Origin of the sequence: Devosia sp. FKR38, from assembly GCF_005222805.1 — a bacterium.
In the GTDB taxonomy this organism is placed as follows: domain Bacteria; phylum Pseudomonadota; class Alphaproteobacteria; order Rhizobiales; family Devosiaceae; genus Devosia.
In genome coordinates this window covers 1,254,292-1,275,524 of record NZ_STGC01000005.1, presented here as the reverse complement: position 1 = coordinate 1,275,524, position 21,233 = coordinate 1,254,292, and the positions used below count along the sequence as shown (strand labels likewise).

Here is a 21,233-nt window from a genome sequence, read left to right as displayed (position 1 = left end):
CGTTCATCCTATAGGGGAAGGCGTCAGGCGGGCTGGCGGCGACCGAGTTTGAGGATGCGGCCATCCAGCAGCAGCAGGCCGGCAAAGATCACCGCCATGCCGATCATGTGTACCGTCTCGAAGCGCTCATGCAGCACCAGCACGCCCAGCAGGATGGCCGAGATGGGGGTGATGAAGGTGTTGATGGAGAAGTTGGTGGCGCCGACGCGCGGCAGCATGCGGTACATCAAGAGGAACGCAAAGCTGCTCGACAGTAGGCCAATGCCGAGCAGTGCGCCCCAGGTTTCAAGCCGGGTGATCTGCGGCAGGCCCTCGAACGCCAGCGCCACGGGCGCAGAGACGATGGCCGCCGCGGTGAGCGAACAAGCGGCGATGGTGGTGGGGTCGATGCCCTTGAGGCGCCGGGCGTAATTGAGGGTAAAGGCATAGCAGAGCGTCGCCAAGAGGCAGGCGGCGATGGCCCAGAGCTGGCTGGAGGAGCCGCCGCCCAGCGAAGGCGAGGCCAGGATCGCCGCGCCGACAAAGCCGACCAGAACGCCGGCGGACTTGTTGAGCGTCGCCTTCTCCCCGCCCGGCCAGACATGGGAGACCATCACGGTCATCAGCGGGGTCAGCGCATTGATGACGCCGACCAGGCCACTGGGCAGATCATGCTCGGCCATGGGGAACAGGGCAAAGGGGATGGCATAGTTGAGCACGCCCAGCACGAAGAACTGGAAATAGCGCACCGGTTCGCGCGGCAGGCTGCGGCGCGTGGCGACGAAATAGGCCCAGCAGCCCAATGCGCCAATGGAGACGCGCAGGGCGGAGACCCAGATCGGCCCCAGCTCGCGGATCAGCACGGCATTGAACAGGAACGAACAGCCCCAGATCGCCCCGATCAAGATGATGAGCAGCCAGTCCCGTAATGCCATTGCGATTCTCCGTGAATGGATCGGACGCTACGCGGTGGCGGAACAAAGATCGAACCGATTTTGACGATGGGGGTGATCAAATCGGGTGATGACGGTGATTGGCTTGCCGCGCTGCGGCAGGCGCCTGTCAGGGGGCGGTGATGGCGCCGGAGGCGAGGAGGCGCAGAGCCTGGGGGTAGATGCGGTGCTCCTCAACCAGCACGCGGGCGGCGAGGGTGTCGGGCGTGTCGCCGGCGAGCACGGGCACTTCGGCCTGCAGGATCGGGGCGCCTTCGTCGAGGCCCGGGGTAACGAAATGGACGGTGCAGCCATGGGTGGTGGCGCCATCGGCCAGCGCGCGTTCATGGGTGTGCAGGCCCTTGTAGAGCGGCAGCAGCGAGGGGTGGATGTTGATCATCCGGCCGGCCCAGTGATTGACGAAATCATCGCCCAGGATGCGCATGAAGCCAGCGAGGCAGACGATGTCGACGGCCCAGCTCTCCAGCATCTGCGTCATGACATCTTCGAACATGTCCCGCGTGAGGAACTTGCTCTGGGCCAGCGAGGCGGTGGCGATGCCATGGCTGGCGGCGATGGTGAGGCCCTCGGCGGCCGCGCGGTTGGAGAGCACGCCGACGATCTCGGCCGGATAGTCCGGCGCCTTGGCGGCCGCGATCAGGGCCGACATGTTGGAGCCGCGGCCAGAGATCAGAATGGCGACGCGCTTGCGGGTCACAGCGCCAGGCTTCCCTCGAAGGTCACGGGTTCGCCGCTGCGATCGGTGAGCTGGCCGACGATGGAGGCGATTTCGCCGGCGGCGTTGAGCTGGTCGACCAGGGCCTGGGCGTCTTCGGGCGCCACGGCGACGAGCATGCCGACGCCGCAGTTGAAGGTGCGCAGCATCTCATGCTCGACGATGCCGCCGATGCGCGACAGCCAGCCGAAGACTTTTGGTACCGTGATGGCCGACAGGTTCACATGCGCGGCCAGATGGTCGGGCAGCACGCGCGGAATATTGTCGATGAAGCCGCCGCCGGTGATATGGGCCAGCGCCTTGATGGCCAGGCCCGCCTTGAGCGCGGCGAGCAGGGGCTTCACATAGATGCGGGTGGGGGTGAGGAGGGCTTCCGAGAGCGCCGTACCGGGGGCGAAGGGCGCGTCGGCGTCCCAGGCCAGGCCCGAGACCTCAACGATCTTGCGCACCAGCGAATAGCCATTGGAATGCACGCCAGAGGAGGCGATGGCCACCAGCGTGTCGCCGGCCGCGATATCGGCGCGGGGCAGCAGGGTGCCGCGCTCGGCGGCGCCGACGGCAAAGCCGGCCAGATCATAGTCATTGCCGTGATACATGCCCGGCATCTCGGCGGTTTCGCCGCCGATCAGCGCGCAACCGGCGAGGCGGCAGCCATCGGCAATGCCGGTGACAATGGCCGTGCCCTGGGCGACGTCGAGCTTGCCGGTGGCGAAGTAGTCGAGGAAAAACAGCGGCTCGGCGCCCTGGACGATGATGTCATTGACGCACATGGCCACCAGGTCCTGCCCGATGGTGGCATGATTGCCGGTGTCGATGGCGATCTTGAGCTTGGTGCCGACGCCGTCATTGGCTGCGACCAGCACAGGATCGGTGAAGCCGGCCGCCTTGAGGTCGAACAGGCCGCCGAAGCCGCCGATCTCGCCATCGGCGCCCGAGCGGCGCGTGGAGCGCACGGCTGGTTTGATGGCTTCGACCAGCGCATTGCCGGCATCAATGTCGACTCCGGCCTGCTTGTATGACAGACCATTTGATGTCAGGTTTTTCGGATCAGACATGGGCCTCGGACCATCATGGGGAAAGCGTGCGGAAAGCTGACACCGGTCGAGCAAGGCAGTTGCCAATTCCGGAGCCGGAAGCTATGCGGCCTGATAGCTTCTCCACCCCACATGCGCAAGGGCTGCCCAGCACCATGACACTGCGAAATCAAGTGCTGATCTGGATCGCGTTCCTCGTGGTCATGATTGTGCTGCTGTGGCTGTTCCGCGGCATCCTGCTGCCCTTCGTGGTGGGGGCGGCGCTGGCCTATCTGCTCAATCCGATGGTCAACCAGCTGCAAAGGTGGCGGTTCAACCGCGGCTGGGCGACCGCCGTGGTGCTGCTGGCGGTGATCACCATCTTTGTCGGGGTGTTCCTGATGTTCCTGCCGCTGGTGGGGCAGCAGATCATCGGCCTGATCCAGCGCCTGCCGGGCTATGTCACGTCGCTGCAGAGCCTGGTCACCGAATGGTCGCCGCAGGTCAATGAATGGCTGGGGCCAGAGCGTGCCGCGCAATTCCAGACCTCCATCACCGAGCTGACGCGCCAGGCGCTGGGCTTTATCGCGACCCTGCCGGCCGAGCTGGTCAATATCGGTTATACCGGCGCCGCCGTGATCGGGGTGACGCTGGTGACCCCGGTGGTGGCCTTCTATCTGCTGCTCGACTGGGAGGGCATGGTGCGGGGCCTGCAGGGCCTGTTGCCGCGCGACCACAAGCAGGAAATCGACGGCATTCTGAGTGACATCGACAAGTCCATGGCCGGGGTGATCCGCGGGCAGGGTGGTGTGCTGGTGATCGATGCGGTGTTCTATGCCACCGCGCTCAGCCTGATCGGGCTCAATTTTGGTCTTGCCGTCGGGTTGATCAGTGGCCTCTTGAGCTTTGTGCCCTTTGTGGGCTTTGCCTTTGGTTTCTCGCTGTCGGTGGGCATCGCCATCGTGCAGTTCTGGCCCAATTACTGGATGGTGGTGGCGGTGGCCGCGATATTCCTGGGCTGGCAGTTCATCGAGGGCAATGTGCTTTATCCCAAGCTGGTGGGGTCGAGCATCAACATCAATCCGGTGTGGCTGATGTTTGCCTTGCTGGCCTTTGGCGCGCTGTTCGGCTTCGTCGGCCTGTTGCTCGCCGTGCCGCTGGCGGCCATTGGCGGCGTGCTGGTGCGCTATGGCGTGGGCAAGTACAAGTCGAGCAGTCTCTATCTGGGCGCCAATGGCGGCACTGTCGCCATCAGCGATGCAGGCGATGGTGATGACCCTGTCCGAGCGCCCTGAGCCGGGCGATACCATACGACAGCTGGCCCTGGATCTGGCGCATACGCCGGCGCAGGGCGAGGCCGATTTCCTGGTGGGTGACGGCAATCGGCTGGCGCATGGCCGCATCCTGGCCTTTCCCGACTGGTCCGAACCCCTGACGCTGCTGCTGGGCCCGGCCAAATCGGGCAAATCGCATCTGGCGCGCATCTTTGCCGACCGGGCCGGGGCACGCTTTGCCCAGGTGGGGGCGCTGGAAGCGCTGGCCACCAGTGGCGGCAACCAGCCGCTGATCGTCGAGGATGCTGATCGGCTCGGCTATGACGAGACCGGGCTGTTCCATCTGCTCAACCAGTCGCTGCGCGACCGCCGGCCGATCCTGCTGACCGCGCGGGAAGAGGTTGCGCAATGGCCGCTGTCGACACAGGATGTGGTATCGCGGGTGCGCCGCGCCACGGCCTTTTCCCTGGAGCTGACGGACGACATCCAATTGTCACAGATGTTCGTGAAGTTGTTCGGCGACCGGCAGGTGGCCGTGGACCCCAGGATTATCGCCTATCTGGTGGCGCGCATGGAGCGCTCCTCGGAAGAGGCTGTGTTGCTCGCCGATTTGATGGATCGGCTGGCCCTGCAAAAGGGAACCGCGGTGACCCGCAGCATTGCCGCAGAAGCCCTTGACCGCCGCCGGCGCGACCGGGGCGAGACGGACGACGAACAGGATTGGGATAGCCAGGACGATGAATGACATGAGCGAGTTCTCCGACGGCGACGCAACGGTCCCCGACAGCGAGGCCCTGCGCGCAAGCCCGGCCCGGTTCGTCAACCGCGAGGTGAGCTGGCTGCAGTTCAACATGCGTGTGCTCGAAGAAGCGGGGAACGCCAATCACCCGCTGCTGGAGCGGCTGCGCTTTGTGTCCATCTCGGCCAACAATCTGGATGAATTCTTTATGGTGCGCGTCGCCGGGCTCAAGGGCCAGCTGCGCGCCGGGTTGACCAAGCAGAGCGCGGACGGGCTGAGCCCGGCCGAGCAGCTTGAAGAGATCGCGACCCTGGCCCAGCACCTGCAGCTTGAGCAGCAGGACCATTGGCAGGATCTGCGCGAGGAGCTGTTTGCCCAGAACGTGGTGATCCACGAGCAGGACGACCTGACGCCCGACCAGATCAACTATCTGCAGAAGCTGTTCCGCGAGGAAATCTTCCCGGTGCTGACGCCCATTGCGGTGGACCCGGCCCACCCCTTCCCCTTCATCCCCAATCTGGGGCTGGCGCTGGCCTTTGAGCTCAAGCGTCCAGACAATGATCTGCCGCTGACGGCGCTGGTGCGCATTCCAGGAAATCTGGATCGCTTTATCCATCTGCCCAGCACGCTGGTTTCGGAAGGGCGCAGCGAGGTGGTGACCATCGACACGCTGGTCAAGCTGTTCTTCCACAAGATGTTCCCCGGCCATGAAGTGGTGGGCTCGGGCGCCTTCCGCGTGATCCGCGACAGCGAAATTGAAATCGACGACGAGGCCGCCGATCTGGTGGTGGAATTCGAGAGCGCGCTGCGCCAGCGCCGCCGCGGCCAGGTGATCCGCCTGGAGATTGAAAGCTCGATGCCGCGGGCGCTCAAGCGCCAGATCGGCGAGCAGCTGGGCGTCAAGGACACCGAGCTGTTCGAGGTGCATGGCTTCCTGGGCCTGGCCGATGCCAGCAAGGTCTGCGAAGTGGACCGGCCGGACCTCAAGTTCACGCCCTACCACGCGCGCTTCCCCGAGCGTATCCGCGACTACAATGGCGACAGCTTTGCGGCCATCCGCGCCAAGGACATTCTGGTGCACCACCCGTTCGAGAGCTTTGACGTGGTGGCGCAATTCCTGATGCAGGCGGCGCGCGATCCCGACGTCGTGGCCATCAAGCAGACGCTCTATCGCACCTCGGCGGATAGCCCGATCATCAAGGCGCTGGTGCTGGCGGCGGAGGCCGGCAAGTCGGTGACGTGCCTGGTCGAGCTCAAGGCGCGGTTTGACGAAGAGGCCAATATCCGTTGGGCGCGCGATCTGGAACGGGCCGGGGCCCAGGTGGTGTTCGGCTTCATCGAGCTCAAGACGCATGCCAAGCTCAGCCAGGTGGTGCGGCGCGAAAAGGGCAAGCTGGTCAGCTATTGCCACATCGGCACGGGCAATTATCACCCGATCACCGCCAAGATTTATACCGACCTGAGCTATTTCACTATCGATCCGGCGATCACGCGTGACGTGGCGCGGGTGTTCAACTTCATCACCGGCTATGCCCGGCCGACGGAGCTGGAGACCATCGCGGTGTCGCCGGTGAACCTGCGGCAGACGCTGATCGACGATATTGCCCGTGAGGTGGAGTTTGCCCGCAACGGGCAGCCGGCGTGCATTCTGCTCAAGATGAACTCGCTGGTCGATCCGCTGATCATCGACGCCCTTTACGATGCAAGCCAGGCGGGCGTGAAGGTGGATCTGATCGTGCGCGGCATCTGCTGCCTGCGCCCGGGCATCCCGGGCTTCTCGGACAATATCAGGGTGAAGTCGGTGGTCGGCCGCTTCCTCGAGCACAGCCGCATCTATTGCTTCGGCAATGGCGAGGCCATGCCGAACCGCCGTGCCAAGGTCTATATTTCCTCTGCGGACCTTATGGGCCGCAATCTGGACGGACGCGTCGAGGTGATGGTGCCCATCCTCAACAACACCGTGCATAAGCAAATTCTGGATCGAATTCTGGTTGCCTATCTGCGTGACAACCAGCAGAGCTGGGAAGTGCTGCCCGATGGCAGCTCGCACCGTATCCGCGCGGCGGAGGGCGAAGAGCCTTTCAATGCGCATGACTACTTCATGACCAATCCCTCGCTGTCCGGCCGTGGCAGCGCCGGGCTGGTCGAAGCGGACGAGGGCTAGGGTTGAATAAATTCTGGGGCGTCGATGCCGATCCGACGGCGCAAGGCCGCATCAAGGGCGCCAAGCCCGTGGCGGTGCTCGATATCGGATCGAACTCGGTGCGTCTGGTGGTCTATGAGCGGCACGCCCGCGCGCTGACCCCGCTCTACAACGAAAAATCCGCCTGCGCCCTGGGGCGCGGGGTGGGGCAGACCGGACGGCTGGCCGATGCCAATGTGGCGCAGGCGCTCGACGCCATCCGGCGCTTTGCCCTGGTGTGCCGCATGATGCGGGTGGGCAAGGTGTTCGTGCTGGCAACGTCGGCGGTGCGCGACGCGGCCAATCGGCAGGACTTCGTCGGCGCCGTCGAAGCGATCATGGGCAGCAAGGTGCAGGTGCTCACCGGCGAGCAGGAGGCCCATTATGCGGCCCTGGGCGCGGTGGCCGGCATTCTGGGCTTCTCGGGCATTGTCGGCGATCTGGGCGGGGGGAGTCTTGAGCTCTCCTGCATTAGCAACGGCGCCGATACGGATGGCCGCTCGTTCGAGCTGGGCGTAATCCGCCTGCAGGACGACAGCGGTGGCTCGGCCGAGCGGGCCGCAGCCATGGTGCGCGAGCGCCTGGCGGCCAGCCCGCTGGAGCCCATGAGCAAGGGCGCCTCGTTTGCGGCCATTGGCGGCACCTGGCGTTCGCTGGCCAAGATCCACCAGGTGGTGACGAAATATCCGCTGCACATGGTGCAGCATTATGTGGTGCCAGCGGCGGACATGATCGCCTTCTGCAGCGAGATCGTGGCCACCGGCTCGCTCAAATCCTATCCCGGTTCGGTGCATGCCAGCTCATCGCGGCGCGAACTGGTGCCGTTCGGCGCGGCCGTCATGGCAGAAGTGCTCAAGGCCGGTCAGTTCAAGGATGTGGTGTTCTCCGCGCTCGGCGTGCGCGAGGGCTATCTCTATGGCATGCTGGACGCGCGCGAGCAGGCGATTGATCCGCTGATCCAGGGGGCCGAGGAGCTCTCGGTGCTGCGGTCGCGCTCGCCGGCGCATGCGGGCGATCTGATCGGCTTCACCAGCCAGTTCCTGGAGGCCACCGGCATTGCCGAGACCGATGAGCAGACGCGGCTGCGCATGGTGGCGTGCCTGCTCTCCGATATCGGCTGGCGGGCGCATCCGGACTATCGCGGGGCGCAGAGCGTGGATTCGATCGCCTATGGCTCACTGAGCGGCATCGACCATCCGGCCCGCACCTTCCTCGCCCAGACCATCGCCATCCGCTACGACGGGCTCAAGAGCAAGACGGCGGCCGCATTGGTGAACCTGGGTACCGAAGCGCTGACCGAGCGGGCGCGGCTCTTGGGTGCATTGTTCCGCGTCGCTTATCCGATGACCGCAGCGATGCCGGGTATTCTGCCACGCATCCGCTTTGAGGCGGAAGGCACGGGCGTCACCCTGGTGCTGCCGGCCGATCTGACCTTCCTCAATGGCGAGCATCTGCAGAATCGCTTCGACACGCTGGCTGGCGTTGCCGGCTACAAATCCGCGACGATTGCTGTGGCCTGAGGCCGCATCTGCCGAGGGCTGAAGCCGCCTATTCGGCGGCTTCAGGCTGCTTGACCTCGAATTCGACAATGCCCTTGCGTGTGGCGACCAGGCCGATGCGGCCATGCTTGATGGCCAGGGCCTTGTCGCCGAAGAGCTTGCGGCGCCAGCCCTGCAGGGCCGGCACATCGGCCTCGTCATCGAGCACCAGGGCATCGATATCGTCGGAGGTGGCCAGAATACGGGCGGCAACGCCATGCTCCTCGGCCACGGATTTGAGCAGCACCCGGATCAGATCGCCCACCGCGCCCTTGGGCGAGGGGCCGCGATAGCGCTCGGGCAGCATAGGCAGCTCGGCCTTGGTCAGCGCCTCGACCTGCTTGAGCAGGTTGATGATCTCGGCGGCGGCGCTGCTGCGGCCAAAGCCGCGCGGCACGGCGCGCAGCTTCTCAAAGGCGTCGGGCGTCAACGGGCGCTGCACGGCCAGTTCGGACAGCACATCGTCCTTGATGATGCGGCTGCGCGGCTGATCGGTGTCCTGCGCGCGCTGCTCGCGCCAGGCGGCCAGTGCCTTGAGGGCGGCCAGGTCGCGCGGGCGGTTGATCTTCATCTTGAGCCGTTCCCAGGCCTTGTCGGGCTGGACGATATAGGTGTCGATGCTGCGCAGCACGGTCAGCTCGTCTTCCACCCAGTCGCCGCGCCGCGTAGCGGCCACCTGCTTGCGCAGCTCGCGATAGATGTCGCGCAGGTGAGTGACGTCGGCGATGGCATAAAGGCGCTGCTTTTCGGTGAGCGGGCGGGCTGACCAGTCGGTGAAGCGGCTGGATTTGTCGAGCTCGACGCCGGTGATGGAGCGCACCAGATTGTCATAGGAGACGCTGTCGCCGAAGCCGCAGACGCTGGCAGCAATCTGGGTGTCGAAGATATTGGCCGGCACCTTGCCGGTGGCCTTGACGAAAATCTCGATGTCCTGCCGGGCGGCATGGAACACCTTGACCACAGCGGGATTGGCCAGCAGCGCATAGAAGGGGCTGAGATCAAAGCCGGCAACCAGCGGATCGATCAGCACGGCCTCGTCATCGGTGGCGACCTGGATCAGACAGAGCTTGGGCCAATAGGTGGTTTCCCGCAGGAATTCCGTATCCACCGTGACGAAATCGAATTTGGCCGCGCGCTCGCAGAATTGCGCGAGCACGTCTGTGGAAACGATGAGGTCCATGCGTCTGTCCGTCTCAAAATAGTCACGATTGTTCCTAGCAGGTGCGACCGGTGCACTCCACAACGGATTTCCCTGTATCGGATATGGCTGGCCCGGTGGCTGGCCGCGGGACGGTCCGCGTGGGCTTCAGCTTGACAATCGTGGCCTCGCGTGCGCTTTTCCGGCCCAAGATTCCGGCCTTTTTGCAGAGCTTTTTGACATGACCGAACATCGCTACCGCTCGCACACCTGCGGGGCACTGACCGCCAAGGAGGCCGGCCAGACGGTCCGCCTGAGCGGGTGGGTTCATCGTATCCGTGACCATGGCGGGCTGCTGTTTATCGATTTGCGCGACCATTATGGCCTCACCCAGGTGGTGGTCGACCCCGATTCGCCGGCCTTTGCCGCCGTGGAAAAGGTGCGCGCCGAATGGGTGATCCGCATCGACGGCGAAGTGAAGCTGCGCGACGCCGCGGCGGTGAACCCGAACCTGAGCACCGGCGCCATCGAAGTGTTCATCCGCGAGATCGAAGTGCTGTCGGCGGCCAAGGAATTGCCGCTGCCGGTGTTCGGCGATCAGGAATATCCCGAGGACGTGCGGCTGACCTACCGCTTCGTGGACCTGCGCCGCGAGAAGCTGCATGCCAATATCGTCAAGCGCACCAAGATCATCGGCTCAATGCGGCAGCGCATGGGCGAGGCCGGCTTTGCCGAATATTCGACCCCGATCCTGACGGCATCCTCGCCGGAAGGCGCGCGCGACTTCCTGGTGCCCAGCCGCATCCATCCCGGCAAGTTCTTCGCCCTGCCGCAGGCGCCGCAGCAGTACAAGCAGCTTCTGATGGTGGCCGGCTTTGACCGCTATTTCCAGATCGCGCCGTGCTTCCGCGACGAAGACCCGCGCGCCGACCGCCTGCCGGGCGAGTTCTACCAGCTTGACCTGGAAATGAGCTTTGTGACGCAGGAAGACATCTGGAACACGATGACGCCGATCATCACCGGCATCTTCGAGCAGTTTGCCGAGGGCAAGCGCGTCACCAAGGACTGGCCGCGCATTCCCTATGACACGGCTATCCGCACCTATGGTTCGGACAAGCCCGACCTGCGCAACCCCATCAAGATGCAGGCCGTGACCGAGCATTTCGCCGGTTCGGGCTTCAAGGTGTTCGCCAACCAGATCGAGGCCGATTCCAAGGTGGAAGTCTGGGCGATCCCGGCCAAGAACAAGGCCGGCGCCGAGCCGATCGGCCGCGCCTTCTGCGATCGCATGAACGCCTGGGCACAGGGCGAAGGCCAGCCGGGCCTGGGCTATATCTTCTTCAAGGACGGGCAGGGCAGTGGCCCGATCGCCAAGAACATTGGCGAGGAGCGCACGGCTGCGCTCAAGGCCCAGCTGGGCCTGGATGACGGCGACGCCGTGTTCTTCGTCTGCGGGCGCCCCGAGAAGTTCTACAAGTTCGCCGGCGAGGCCCGCACCAAGGCCGGCACCGACCTGGGCCTAGTGGACACCGAGCAGTTCGCGCTGTGCTGGATCGTGGACTTCCCGTTCTACGAGTGGAGCGAAGAGGAAAAGCGCGTCGACTTTGCGCATAACCCCTTCTCCATGCCGCAGGGCGGCATCGACGCGCTCAACAGCCAGGATCCGCTGACCATCAAGGCCTACCAGTATGATGCGGTCTGCAATGGCTTTGAGATCGCCTCCGGCTCGATCCGTAACCAGCTGCCCGACACCATGGTCAAGGCCTTCGAATTGACCGGCAAGAGCCGGGCGGAGGTCGAAGAGCAGTTCGGCGGCCTCTACCGCGCCTTCCAGTATGGCGCACCGCCGCATGGTGGCGCCGCCTTTGGCGTGGATCGCATCGTGATGCTGCTGTGCGGCGTGGCGAACCTGCGCGAAATCACAGCCTTCCCGATGAACCAGCAGGCCGAAGACCTGCTGATGGGCGCGCCCAGCCCGGCCTCGCCCAAGCAGCTGCGCGAGCTCAGCATCCGTCTGAACGTGCAGGACAAGTAGCTGCCAGCCCCTTTGGGTGGGGCATTGGCATTCAGGAGGCGGTCACCCCGGCGGGTGGCCGCCTCTTTGCTTTGGGCGCCCCAGAGGTTTCCAAGGGTTAACTAGCATTAATGATCCGTTAAATGCTGGTTGATACCGATAGGGGGTCATCGCCCATTCGGATTCGCAAAAGTTGAAGTCCCGATACTCCCATATCCTGATGCTGCTCGGCGCGATCCTCGCGTTCGTGCCGATCTTGAGTGTGGACTATTTCCTGGATGCCTATGTGCGGATGCGCGAGAAGATTGATGCTTCTCAATATGTAGCGGCCGTTTCCGCACAGATCGATGCAGCTTCGACCGATGCCATGTCGGCGTTGCGGACGGTCCTGGCGGACAGCCCATCGCTGTGCACGCCGACTTTTGTGGCCAATGTGCAGCTGGCCATCGAATCCAGTCTCAATATGAAGCAGGTGCTGGTCGAGAATGCCGATGGCGTCCAATATTGTGACGCTTTCGGGCGGACGCTGCATTACTCGCCGCTGTCGGACAGCCTGCCCGTGCCGGGGCGCACAGAATCGCTGACGGTGGTCCAATTCGCCGACATGGTCATGCCGGCGCTCAAGCTGACGCAGGCCTTTGGCGAATTGCGGCGCGTCTCGGCCTTCCTGCCGGTACTGAGCCAGAACACGGCCACCATGGAGCAGGGGCTCGATGCCGGGGCCATGGTGCGGGTGAGCCTGACCAATGGCACGCCGATCCTGACGCTGGGCGATCCGGGCGCCTTTGATCGCCGCGGCGCCGATGCCGATTTCATCTCGGCGGACAGCTTTGCCGGGGCGCTGCCGATCAAGGTGGAATATGCGGTGCCCTTCGCCATCGTGCGGGCCGGCTTTGCCGATCTGGATGTGAGCTTCACCATTGTGGCCAGCCTGATGAGCGCGGCCTTCCTGGTGCTGGCGCTGCACTATGTCCGGCGCTCGCGGGTGCCGGCGTTCGATCTGGAACGCGCCATCGCCCGCGGTGAGATCAAGCCCTATTACCAGCCGGTGATCAATCTGCGCACCGGCGCCCTGGTGGGTTGCGAAGTGCTGGCGCGCTGGGAGAAGAAGAACGGCAAGGTGGTGCCGCCTGGTGCCTTCATCGATTATGCCGAAGTCACGGGCCTGGCCATTCCGATGACGCTGTCGATGATGCAGCAGGTCAAGGCGGACCTTGGCGATCTGTGCACCATGATGCCGGACATGAAGGTGGCCATTAATCTGTTCGAGGGCCATTTCCGGGACGACAGCATTGTGGAAGACGTGCAGGCGATCTTCGGCAATTCGGCGATTTCCTATCGCCAGCTGGTGTTCGAGATCACCGAGCGGCATCCGGTCGGCAATTCGGCTGTGGCCAACAGCGTGATTGCGGGCCTGCATGCCCTGGGCGCCCGTCTGGCCATGGACGACGCCGGTACGGGCCATTCCAACCTGGCCTATCTGGGCACGCTGGGCATCGACATCATCAAGATCGACCGCATTTTCGTGGATATGATCAAGCCGGACACGACCCAGGTGCCGGTTCTGGACGGGCTGATCGCCATGGCCAAGGATCTCGATTGCGAAATCGTGGCCGAGGGTGTCGAGACCGAGGCACAGGCGATTTACCTGCGCGCCCGCGGCGTGCTGCAGGCCCAGGGCTATATCTTTGCGCCGGCGCTCAAGGTCGATGCTTTCCGCGAACTGGCGGTGGCGCTGCATGCCACGCAGGCGCCACGCCAGCGGATCGAGGCCGTAGTGGCCAGCGCCGCCTGAGCTCTGCGACTTTAGTTGCAAGCGACAAGGGGAATTGACCCTTTTCATTGCCGGGAAATGGTGGCACGAACGCGGTCCCGTACCTGAGAATGCACAGTGTTGCGTGCATGCGGGAGAGGAGGCTGAAGTGTCCAGCGACGTCAACGAACAGCGGAAGGCCCTGCGCGAAGCGGCGCTGCATTTCCACGAGTTCCCCAAGCCCGGCAAGCTCGAAATCCAGCCGACCAAGCCGCTGGGCAACCAGCGCGATCTGGCGCTGGCCTATTCGCCCGGCGTTGCGGCCCCCTGCGAGGAGATTGCCGCCAATCCCGACACGGTCGCCAAATATACCTCGCGCCAGAATCTGGTGGCTGTGATCTCCAATGGCACCGCCGTGCTCGGCCTGGGCAATATCGGCGCGCTGGCCAGCAAGCCGGTGATGGAGGGCAAGGCAGTCCTGTTCAAGAAATTCGCCGGCATCGATGTGTTCGATCTCGAGATCGACGAGATCGATCCCAAGAAGTTCATCGATGCCGTGGCGCCGCTGTGGCCGACCTTTGGCGGCATTAACCTGGAAGACATCCGCGCGCCGGACTGTTTCGAGATCGAGGAAACGCTGCGCGAGCGCATGCCCATTCCGGTGTTCCATGACGACCAGCATGGTACCGCCATCATCGTGGGTGCCGCTGTGCTCAACGGGCTCGAGCTCAAGGGCAAGCGTATCGAGGACGTCAAGATCTGCGCCTCGGGTGCTGGTGCGGCGGCTATCGCCTGCCTCAACGTGCTGGTGGCGCTCGGCGCCAAGTACGAAAACATCTGGGTCGCCGACAAGGATGGTCTGGTCACCCACAAGCGCAATGACGTCAACGACAAGTGGCGCGGCAAGTTCCGCCGCCAGAGCGACGCCACCACGCTGGCCGAGGTGATCGATGACGCCGACATTTTCCTGGGCCTGTCGGCTGCCGGCGCGCTCAAGCCCGAGATGCTGGCCAAGATGGCGCCGCGGCCGCTGATCCTGGCGCTGGCCAATCCCAATCCCGAGATCATGCCGGATGTGGCCAAGGCGGCACGGCCCGATGCCATGGTGTGCACGGGACGGTCAGACTTCCCCAACCAGGTCAACAATGTGCTGTGCTTCCCCTTCATATTCCGGGGTGCGCTGGACGTGGGCGCGACCACGATCAACGAAGAGATGAAGCTGGCGGCCGTGCGGGCCATCGCCAAGCTGGCGCATGAGCCGGGGCTGGAAGTGTCGCCTTCGGGCGCGCCGGCGGTGTTCGGGCCCGACCACATCATTCCCAATCCCTTCGACCAGAGGCTGATCCTGCGCATTGCGCCGGCGGTGGCGCGTGCGGCTATGGATTCGGGCGTCGCCAAGAACCCGATCACCGACTGGACGGCCTATCTCGACAGCCTCAACCGCTTCGTGTTCCGTTCCGGCCTCGTCATGAAGCCGATCATCGACCGGGCGCAGGGGCAGAACAAGCGCATCGCCTTTGCCGATGGCGAGGATGAGCGCGTGCTGCGCGCCACCCAGGTGCTGCTGGAAGAATCCATCGCCCGGCCGATCCTGATCGGTCGCCCCTCGGTGATCGAGGCGCGCATCGAGCGCTTCGGCCTGACGCTGAAGCCAGGCCGCGATTTCGAGGTGATCAACCCCGACGATGATCCGCGCTACCGCGATTATGTGAGCCTGTTCCACTCGCTGGTGGGCCGTGACGGCGTCACGCCCGATACGGCGCGGCAGGTGGTGCGCACCAATACCACGGTGATCGGTGCCCTGGCCGTCAAGCGCGGCGAGGCCGATGCGCTGATCTGCGGGCTGCAGGGCCGTTTCATCAAGCATGTGCGCGACATCCGCTCGATTATTGGCCTACAGGACGGGGTCAATGACGTCTCGGCACTGTCGATGCTGATCATGCCGCGCGGCGCTTTCTTCCTGGCCGACACCTATGTGAACATCGATCCGACGCCGGACGAGATCGTGGGCATCACTCTCAAGGCGCGCGACAGTCTCAAGCGCTTCAATATCGAGGCCAAGGTGGCGCTGCTGAGCTATTCCAACCTCGGTTCGCGCGATGGCGACAGCGCCTACAAGATGCGGGCGGTGTACAAGCAGCTCAAGGCCGTGGCGCCCGAACTGATCGTCGAGGGCGAAATGCAGGGCGATCTGGCACTCAACCAGATGCTGCGCGACCGCTATGTGCCGGACTCGCCGCTGAGCGGGGAGGCCAATCTGCTGATCTTCCCGAACCTGGATGCGGCGAACCTGTCCATGACGCTGCTCAAGGAAATGACCAATGCGCTTTCGGTTGGTCCGATCCTGATGGGGCCACGCGCGCCGGCGCATATCCTGGCGCCATCGACCACCAGCCGCGGCATCGTCAATATGGCCGCCATTGCCGCCGCCGAGGCGGTTGGCAGCGACAGCTGAGGGCAGGGCGCCTGACCCTGACCATGCCCCGTCCGACGCCCTGGGCCCCGGACGGGGCAAGACGATCCATTGTTAATTAAATGCTACAACGGATTATTTTCGGATTGCGTTTCTACCGCCGCGGAGGCTTATGGGGAGCCATTGGGTTCCCCTCGGCGTATGTGTTTCTGTGGATCGGTTGATCAAACAAATCAGTGTACGGCTAGAATTCTTGCCCCGGCCGGACTGGCTGGTGGGGATGCGCTTGCCGATCATCCTGCTGCTGGCCATTGTCGCCTGGATAATCGTGCTGGCGATCGGGGGCGGCATCTACCTGTTGATACGGCAGTTTTTGTAGCGCCCACAGGGTGATCGTGCGGCCTGGTCGCCTGGCTTCGCAACGCCGCGTTAAGCACTGGGCTGGCATAATGGGGCGTCCTAATCCGGTTGCCCAATGCCCACCCGCCTCAAACGACCCGCGCTTTGGCGCCCCCTGGCTCTGACCGTCGCCCTGCTGGGTTTCCAGGGCTATCTGGGCTTTTCGGCCATTGGCGGCCAGTTCGGCATAGAGAGCCGGACGCAGATCCTGCTCGACATCGATCAGCTCAAGGCCAAGTCGGCGGCGCTGCAGGCCGAGATCGATTCCTATCGCCACCGCGCCACGCTGATGGACCCGCGACGGCTTGATCCCGACATCGTCACCGAGCGCGCCCGGGCGCTGCTGAACATGGCCAATGCAGATGACATTATCGTCATGGTCGATCCGGACACCGGTGAACCACTTTCTGGTAAATTCAACGAATTAGCTGCAGATCAGTTAAATCAGATTATCGCTGCAGATTCAATTCTTTAGCTTGAGAATGGCGCTGGGCAGGAGCATTGCTTTGCGCCCCTTGCTTGCGCTATAGTGGGCTTCTGTGGCCATGTTGGCACAAGCGGCAATTCCATTTCGATGCGGAGCGTTCTCTATGGCGCGTAAGGCTGTGGCCACCAAGGCCAAGACGCAACCCAATATTCCCCAGTTCAGCCCCGAGCAGGAGCTCGAAGCCTATCGCGAAATGCTGCTGATCCGGCGTTTTGAGGAAAAGGCCGGCCAGATGTATGGCATGGGCCTGATCGGCGGCTTCTGCCACCTCTATATCGGCCAGGAAGCTGTGGTGACTGGCGTCACCATGGCGTCCGAAAAGGGCAAGGACGCCCAGATCACCGGCTATCGTGACCATGGCCACATGCTGGTGATGGGTCTGGATCCCAAGGGCGTGATGGCCGAGCTGACCGGCCGCCAGGGCGGTCTCAGCCGCGGCAAGGGCGGCTCGATGCACATGTTCTCCAATGAACACCGCTTCTATGGCGGCAATGGCATTGTGGGCGCGCAGGTGTCGCTGGGTACCGGGCTGGCCTTCGCCGCCAAGTACAAGGGTGACGGCTCGGTGAGCCTGGCCTATTTCGGTGACGGCGCGGCCAATCAGGGCCAGGTGTACGAAAGCTTCAACATGGCCAAGCTGTGGAAGCTGCCGGTCGTGTTCATCATCGAAAACAACAAATATGCCATGGGCACCTCGATCGAGCGCGCTGCCGCGACGACCGATTTCTCCATGCGCGGCGCGTCGTTCGACATTCCGGGCGAGCAGGTCGACGGCATGGATGTGCGCATGGTCTATGATGCCGCCCAGCGCGCCATCGAGCATGCCCGCTCCGGCAAGGGTCCGTATATCCTCGAAATGCTGACCTACCGCTATCGCGGTCACTCCATGTCCGACCCGGCGAAATATCGCTCCAAGGACGAAGTGACCAAGTATCGCCAGGAGCGCGACCCGATCGAGCAGGTCAAGGCGCGGCTGCTGGAATCGGGTGCCCAGACCGAGGAATCGCTCAAGGCGATCGAGAACGACATCCGGGCCATCGTGACCGAGGCGGCAGACTTTGCCACCAATGATGCCGAGCCCGATCCCAAAGAGCTGTGGACCGACATCACCATCAGCGCCTGAGGGGCTCAAGGATGACCGTGCTGCTGGGCGTGATTGCCGTGTTTGCCATCCTGTCGCTGGTCGTTGCGGCCAGCCAGGCGCGGGCGATCATGCGGCTGGCGCCGGCCAGCGCCGAGCTGGGCGCCTTCATGGTGCTGGGCTGGTGGAAGTTCGGCAAGCTCGAAGCCAAGGCCGGACCGGCCGCGGCGGCGAATCTGCAGATCTACAAGCGGGCCACGATCGCCTTCCTCGTTTTCATCCTGCTGGGTGTCATGCTCAGCGGCTGGGCCGTCAGCCAGCGCCCGGCCGCATCCGACACAGCGGCTGTGACCGGCGCCGTCGCCGGTCGGGTCGTTTCCGTGTCACTCATTGCCTTCAATACTGACCTTCGCCGCGTGGCCATGCCCGGCGCTACACTTCTGGAGAGCTAATATGCCCCAAATCCTGATGCCCGCGCTTTCGCCCACGATGGAAGAGGGCAAGCTGAGCAAATGGCTGGTCAAGGTCGGCGACACCGTGTCGCCCGGCGATGTGCTGGCCGAGATCGAGACCGACAAGGCCACCATGGAAGTGGAATCGGTCGACAGCGGCGTGGTCAAGGAAATCCTGGTCGCCGAAGGCACCGAGGGAGTGAAGGTCAATACGCCCATCGCCCTGGTGCTGGGTGAAGGCGAAAGCGTTGGCGAGGCTGCGCCCAAGGCCGCTGAGCCGACCGAGGTCGCGCCAGCGGCTGCCGCCGCTGCGGCGAGTGTGCCCGCCGAGGCCAAGGCTGCGCCGGCTGCCGATGCCCCCAAGTTTGTGGCCCAGGACGATCCGGACCTGCCCGAGGGCGTCGAAATGGTCGAAATGACCGTGCGCCAGGCGCTTAACGAGGCCATGGCCGAAGAGCTGCGCCGCGACAAGGACGTCTTCGTGATGGGCGAGGAGGTCGCCGAGTACCAGGGCGCCTACAAGATCACCCAGAACCTGCTGCAGGAATTCGGCCCCGAGCGCATCATCGATACGCCCATCACCGAGCATGGCTTTGCCGGTCTGGCCGTTGGCGCAGCCTTTGCCGGCCTCAAGCCGATCGTGGAGTTCATGACCTGGAACTTTGCCATGCAGGCGATCGACCAGATCATCAATTCGGCCGCCAAGCAGCTCTATATGTCGGGCGGCCAGGTGACGGCGCCCATGGTGTTCCGCGGCCCCAATGGCGCGGCATCGCGCGTTGGCGCCCAGCACAGCCAGGACTACTCGGCATGGTACAGCCATGTGCCGGGCCTGACCGTCATCGCGCCCTATAGCGCGGCCGACGCCAAGGGCCTGCTCAAGGCGGCGATCCGGTCTCCGAACCCCGTCGTCTTCCTTGAGAACGAAATTCTCTATGGCTCGACCGGCCTGGTCCCCAAGATGGACGATTTCGTGCTGCCGATCGGCAAGGCCCGCATCGCCCGCAAGGGCGCCGATGTCACCATCGTGTCGTTCTCGATGGGTATGCGCTACGCCACCCAGGCCACCGAAAAGCTGGTCGCTGCAGGCGTCGACGTGGAACTGATCGATCTGCGCACGCTGCGCCCGCTCGACAGCGACACCGTGATCGCCTCGGTCAAAAAGACCGGACGCCTGGTGACGGTGGAAGAGGGCTGGCCACAGGGCGGTATCGGCGCCGAACTGTCGGCCCGCGTGATGGAACAGGCCTTCGATTATCTCGATGCGCCCGTGATGCGCGTGACCGGCAAGGACGTGCCCATGCCCTATGCGGCAAACCTTGAAAAGCTGGCGCTGCCGCATGTCGATGACGTGATCGCGGCGGTCAATGCCGTGACCTATCGCTCATGATCGTTGTTGCCAAACCGCCCACTGACTTCCTGAATCGGCTCACATGGGCCGTATTCTGGCGCTGGGGTATTTTGGGGCTGATACTGCCATGGTTACTTGGCTTTGCAATCGGGTTCGTCTTGGATTTCGGCTATCATTTCCTTTCGATGTTCTTCACGAAAGGCAGGCCGGACTTTGAAAACACCCCGCAGGCGGTGATCACCTTCAGCCAAGTTCTTGCGGGCGTAGGTGGTCTGGTGGTGAACTTTTTTATTCTTCGTTGGGCGATTAGGTCTCAACTGGGCAAGGTCGCGGTCCAACACACACTTGTTGTCGCAGCGGTGAATACCGACAAGGAACTTCAAAATGCCAATTGATATCACCATGCCGGCGCTCTCTCCGACGATGGAAGAGGGCAAGCTCGCCAAATGGCACGTCAAGGAAGGCGACAGCGTCTCTTCCGGTGACGTGATCGCCGAGATCGAAACTGACAAGGCCACGATGGAAGTCGAGGCCGTGGACGAAGGCAAGATCGGCAAGATCCTCGTGGCCGAAGGCACCGAGAATGTGAAGGTCAATGCGGTGATCGCGGTGCTGCTGCAGGATGGCGAAAGCGCCGGCGACATGGCCGCGCCCAAGGCGGCTCCGGCCGCCGAAGCCCCCAAGGCTGCGTCTGCACCCGAAGCGGCCAAGCCCGCTGCGGCTGCACCGGCTGCTGCAACCAACACCAATACCGGCACCAGTGCGCCTGCCGCCAAGGCAGCGCCGGCACCGGCCAAGTCGGAAGGCGGCAAGGTGTTTGCCTCCCCGCTGGCCCGCCGTCTGGCCAAGGAAGCTGGCATCGATGTGTCGGCCATTTCCGGCACCGGTCCCAAGGGTCGTGTGGTCAAATCCGACGTGGTCGCCGCCAAGTCCGGCGCGACACCGCTCAAGGCCGCAGCCCCCGCCGCTGGCGCCGCTGCTGCGCCGGCTGGCGCAACCGTCGCCGGTGGCATGAGCAAGGCCCAGGTTCTGGCGCTCTACGAAGAGGGCAGCTACGAGCTGGTGCCCAATGACGGCATGCGCAAGGTGGTGGCCGCGCGCCTCACCGAATCCAAGCAGACCGTGCCGCATTTCTACCTGACCATGGACTGCAAGATCGATGGCCTGATGGCTGCCCGCGAGCAGATCAATGCCCAGGCGCCCAAGGGCAAGGACGGCAAGCCGGCCTATAAGCTCTCGGTCAATGATTTCATCATGAAGGCCTGGGCTGTGGCCCTGCAGCGCGTGCCGCTGGCCAATGCCACCTGGGCTGGTGACAGCATTTTGTACCACAAGCGCAGCGACGTGGCGGTGGCGGTCTCGGTCCCCGGTGGTCTGTTCACGCCGGTGGTCAAGTCCTGCGATACCAAGTCGCTCCGCGAGATCTCCGAAGAGGTCAAGGATCTGGCGACCCGCGCCCGCAGCAAGAAACTCGCGCCGCATGAATACCAGGGCGGCGCCTCTTCGGTGAGCAATCTGGGCATGTTCGGCATCAAGCATTTTGCCGCCGTCATCAACCCGCCGCATGGCACGATCCTGGCCGTGGGCGCGGGCGAAGAGCGCGTCTATCCCGAGAACGGCCAAATCAAGATTGGCCAGTTCATGACCGTGACGCTGAGCTGTGATCACCGTGCGGTGGATGGGGCCCTGGGCGCCGAACTGCTGGGTGTGTTCAAGGGCCTGATCGAAAATCCCGTGATGATGCTGGCCTAA

Annotated in this window: 17 protein-coding genes; 13 read left to right on the top strand and 4 right to left on the bottom strand. The window is 63.8% G+C overall.

The features are described from left to right. Positions 1 to 23: 23 nt before the first annotated feature. The 3 genes from E8M79_RS11170 to purM all read right to left on the bottom strand — a co-directional run bounded on the left by E8M79_RS11170 (position 24) and on the right by purM (position 2,702). The gene (locus tag E8M79_RS11170; RefSeq protein ID WP_137151975.1) at positions 24 to 914 is read right to left on the bottom strand and encodes a DMT family transporter; all 891 of its coding nucleotides are present in this window, start codon (positions 912 to 914) and stop codon (positions 24 to 26) included. A gap of 127 nt (positions 915 to 1,041) precedes the next feature. Further along, positions 1,042 to 1,629: a phosphoribosylglycinamide formyltransferase gene (gene purN, locus E8M79_RS11165; protein ID WP_137151974.1), complete on the bottom strand. Its 588-nt coding sequence runs from the start codon at positions 1,627 to 1,629 to the stop codon at positions 1,042 to 1,044. Then, on the bottom strand, positions 1,626 to 2,702 hold the full coding sequence (gene purM / locus E8M79_RS11160) for a phosphoribosylformylglycinamidine cyclo-ligase (protein WP_137151973.1): 1,077 nt from the start codon (positions 2,700 to 2,702) through the stop codon (positions 1,626 to 1,628). Before purM ends, purN begins: the two co-directional genes overlap by 4 nt. 134 nt (positions 2,703 to 2,836) lie before the next feature. Between purM and E8M79_RS11155 the strand changes: the two genes are divergently transcribed. From E8M79_RS11155 to E8M79_RS11140, 4 genes are read left to right on the top strand one after another with little or no spacing between them, the layout of a single operon-like run. Continuing rightward, positions 2,837 to 3,955 (top strand): AI-2E family transporter, encoded by a 1,119-nt coding sequence (locus tag E8M79_RS11155; protein WP_171015826.1) that lies wholly within the window; start codon positions 2,837 to 2,839, stop codon positions 3,953 to 3,955. Further along, a complete protein-coding gene (locus tag E8M79_RS11150; protein WP_137151971.1) occupies positions 3,933 to 4,679 on the top strand; it encodes a hypothetical protein in 747 nt (248 codons plus the stop codon). Before E8M79_RS11155 ends, E8M79_RS11150 begins: the two co-directional genes overlap by 23 nt. 1 nt (position 4,680) lies before the next feature. Then, positions 4,681 to 6,837: an RNA degradosome polyphosphate kinase gene (locus tag E8M79_RS11145; RefSeq protein WP_248304975.1), complete on the top strand. Its 2,157-nt coding sequence runs from the start codon at positions 4,681 to 4,683 to the stop codon at positions 6,835 to 6,837. A 2-nt stretch (positions 6,838 to 6,839) separates the two neighbouring features. Then, the gene (locus E8M79_RS11140) at positions 6,840 to 8,375 is read left to right on the top strand and encodes a Ppx/GppA phosphatase family protein (RefSeq protein ID WP_137151969.1); all 1,536 of its coding nucleotides are present in this window, start codon (positions 6,840 to 6,842) and stop codon (positions 8,373 to 8,375) included. A gap of 28 nt (positions 8,376 to 8,403) precedes the next feature. Here E8M79_RS11140 and rnd read toward each other — a convergent pair whose 3' ends face one another. After that, on the bottom strand, positions 8,404 to 9,573 hold the full coding sequence (gene rnd / locus E8M79_RS11135; RefSeq protein WP_137151968.1) for a ribonuclease D: 1,170 nt from the start codon (positions 9,571 to 9,573) through the stop codon (positions 8,404 to 8,406). A 199-nt stretch (positions 9,574 to 9,772) separates the two neighbouring features. Here rnd and aspS point away from each other — a divergent pair, with 199 nt between their 5' ends. From aspS to E8M79_RS11090, 9 genes are all read left to right on the top strand, one after another. Further along, on the top strand, positions 9,773 to 11,566 hold the full coding sequence (gene aspS, locus E8M79_RS11130; RefSeq protein WP_137151967.1) for an aspartate--tRNA ligase: 1,794 nt from the start codon (positions 9,773 to 9,775) through the stop codon (positions 11,564 to 11,566). A 172-nt stretch (positions 11,567 to 11,738) separates the two neighbouring features. Further along, a complete protein-coding gene (locus E8M79_RS11125) occupies positions 11,739 to 13,340 on the top strand; it encodes an EAL domain-containing protein (RefSeq protein WP_137151966.1) in 1,602 nt (533 codons plus the stop codon). A gap of 127 nt (positions 13,341 to 13,467) precedes the next feature. Beyond that, the gene (locus tag E8M79_RS11120; RefSeq protein WP_137151965.1) at positions 13,468 to 15,753 is read left to right on the top strand and encodes an NADP-dependent malic enzyme; all 2,286 of its coding nucleotides are present in this window, start codon (positions 13,468 to 13,470) and stop codon (positions 15,751 to 15,753) included. 433 nt (positions 15,754 to 16,186) lie between these two features. Beyond that, the gene (locus tag E8M79_RS11115) at positions 16,187 to 16,585 is read left to right on the top strand and encodes a septum formation initiator family protein (protein WP_137151964.1); all 399 of its coding nucleotides are present in this window, start codon (positions 16,187 to 16,189) and stop codon (positions 16,583 to 16,585) included. A gap of 115 nt (positions 16,586 to 16,700) precedes the next feature. Then, positions 16,701 to 17,720: a pyruvate dehydrogenase (acetyl-transferring) E1 component subunit alpha gene (pdhA, locus tag E8M79_RS11110; protein WP_137151963.1), complete on the top strand. Its 1,020-nt coding sequence runs from the start codon at positions 16,701 to 16,703 to the stop codon at positions 17,718 to 17,720. Between the two features lie 11 nt (positions 17,721 to 17,731). After that, the gene (locus E8M79_RS11105) at positions 17,732 to 18,130 is read left to right on the top strand and encodes a hypothetical protein (RefSeq protein ID WP_137151962.1); all 399 of its coding nucleotides are present in this window, start codon (positions 17,732 to 17,734) and stop codon (positions 18,128 to 18,130) included. 1 nt (position 18,131) lies between these two features. Continuing rightward, a complete protein-coding gene (locus E8M79_RS11100; RefSeq protein ID WP_137151961.1) occupies positions 18,132 to 19,520 on the top strand; it encodes a pyruvate dehydrogenase complex E1 component subunit beta in 1,389 nt (462 codons plus the stop codon). Then, positions 19,517 to 19,876, top strand: a complete 360-nt coding sequence (locus E8M79_RS11095; RefSeq protein ID WP_137151960.1) for a hypothetical protein — start codon at positions 19,517 to 19,519, stop codon at positions 19,874 to 19,876. Before E8M79_RS11100 ends, E8M79_RS11095 begins: the two co-directional genes overlap by 4 nt. Then, positions 19,866 to 21,233 carry a pyruvate dehydrogenase complex dihydrolipoamide acetyltransferase gene (locus tag E8M79_RS11090; protein WP_137151959.1) on the top strand — a complete coding sequence of 456 codons (1,368 nt, stop codon included), beginning with the start codon at positions 19,866 to 19,868 and terminating at the stop codon, positions 21,231 to 21,233. The genes E8M79_RS11095 and E8M79_RS11090 overlap by 11 nt, the downstream gene beginning before the upstream one ends.

Excerpts from the sequence above, each read along its gene's own strand:
- pdhA (WP_137151963.1), top strand. The coding sequence starts at position 16,701 with ATGGCGCGTAAGGCTGTGGCCACCAAGGCCAAGACGCAACCCAATATT.
- E8M79_RS11105 (WP_137151962.1), top strand. The coding sequence starts at position 17,732 with ATGACCGTGCTGCTGGGCGTGATTGCCGTGTTTGCCATCCTGTCGCTG.
- E8M79_RS11150 (WP_137151971.1), top strand. The coding sequence starts at position 3,933 with ATGACCCTGTCCGAGCGCCCTGAGCCGGGCGATACCATACGACAGCTG.
- E8M79_RS11090 (WP_137151959.1), top strand. The coding sequence starts at position 19,866 with ATGCCAATTGATATCACCATGCCGGCGCTCTCTCCGACGATGGAAGAG.
- rnd (WP_137151968.1), bottom strand. The coding sequence starts at position 9,573 with ATGGACCTCATCGTTTCCACAGACGTGCTCGCGCAATTCTGCGAGCGC.
- E8M79_RS11170 (WP_137151975.1), bottom strand. The coding sequence starts at position 914 with ATGGCATTACGGGACTGGCTGCTCATCATCTTGATCGGGGCGATCTGG.
- aspS (WP_137151967.1), top strand. The coding sequence starts at position 9,773 with ATGACCGAACATCGCTACCGCTCGCACACCTGCGGGGCACTGACCGCC.
- E8M79_RS11145 (WP_248304975.1), top strand. The coding sequence starts at position 4,681 with ATGAGCGAGTTCTCCGACGGCGACGCAACGGTCCCCGACAGCGAGGCC.
- E8M79_RS11095 (WP_137151960.1), top strand. The coding sequence starts at position 19,517 with ATGATCGTTGTTGCCAAACCGCCCACTGACTTCCTGAATCGGCTCACA.
- E8M79_RS11155 (WP_171015826.1), top strand. The coding sequence starts at position 2,837 with ATGACACTGCGAAATCAAGTGCTGATCTGGATCGCGTTCCTCGTGGTC.
- purM (WP_137151973.1), bottom strand. The coding sequence starts at position 2,702 with ATGTCTGATCCGAAAAACCTGACATCAAATGGTCTGTCATACAAGCAG.
- E8M79_RS11100 (WP_137151961.1), top strand. The coding sequence starts at position 18,132 with ATGCCCCAAATCCTGATGCCCGCGCTTTCGCCCACGATGGAAGAGGGC.
- E8M79_RS11115 (WP_137151964.1), top strand. The coding sequence starts at position 16,187 with ATGCCCACCCGCCTCAAACGACCCGCGCTTTGGCGCCCCCTGGCTCTG.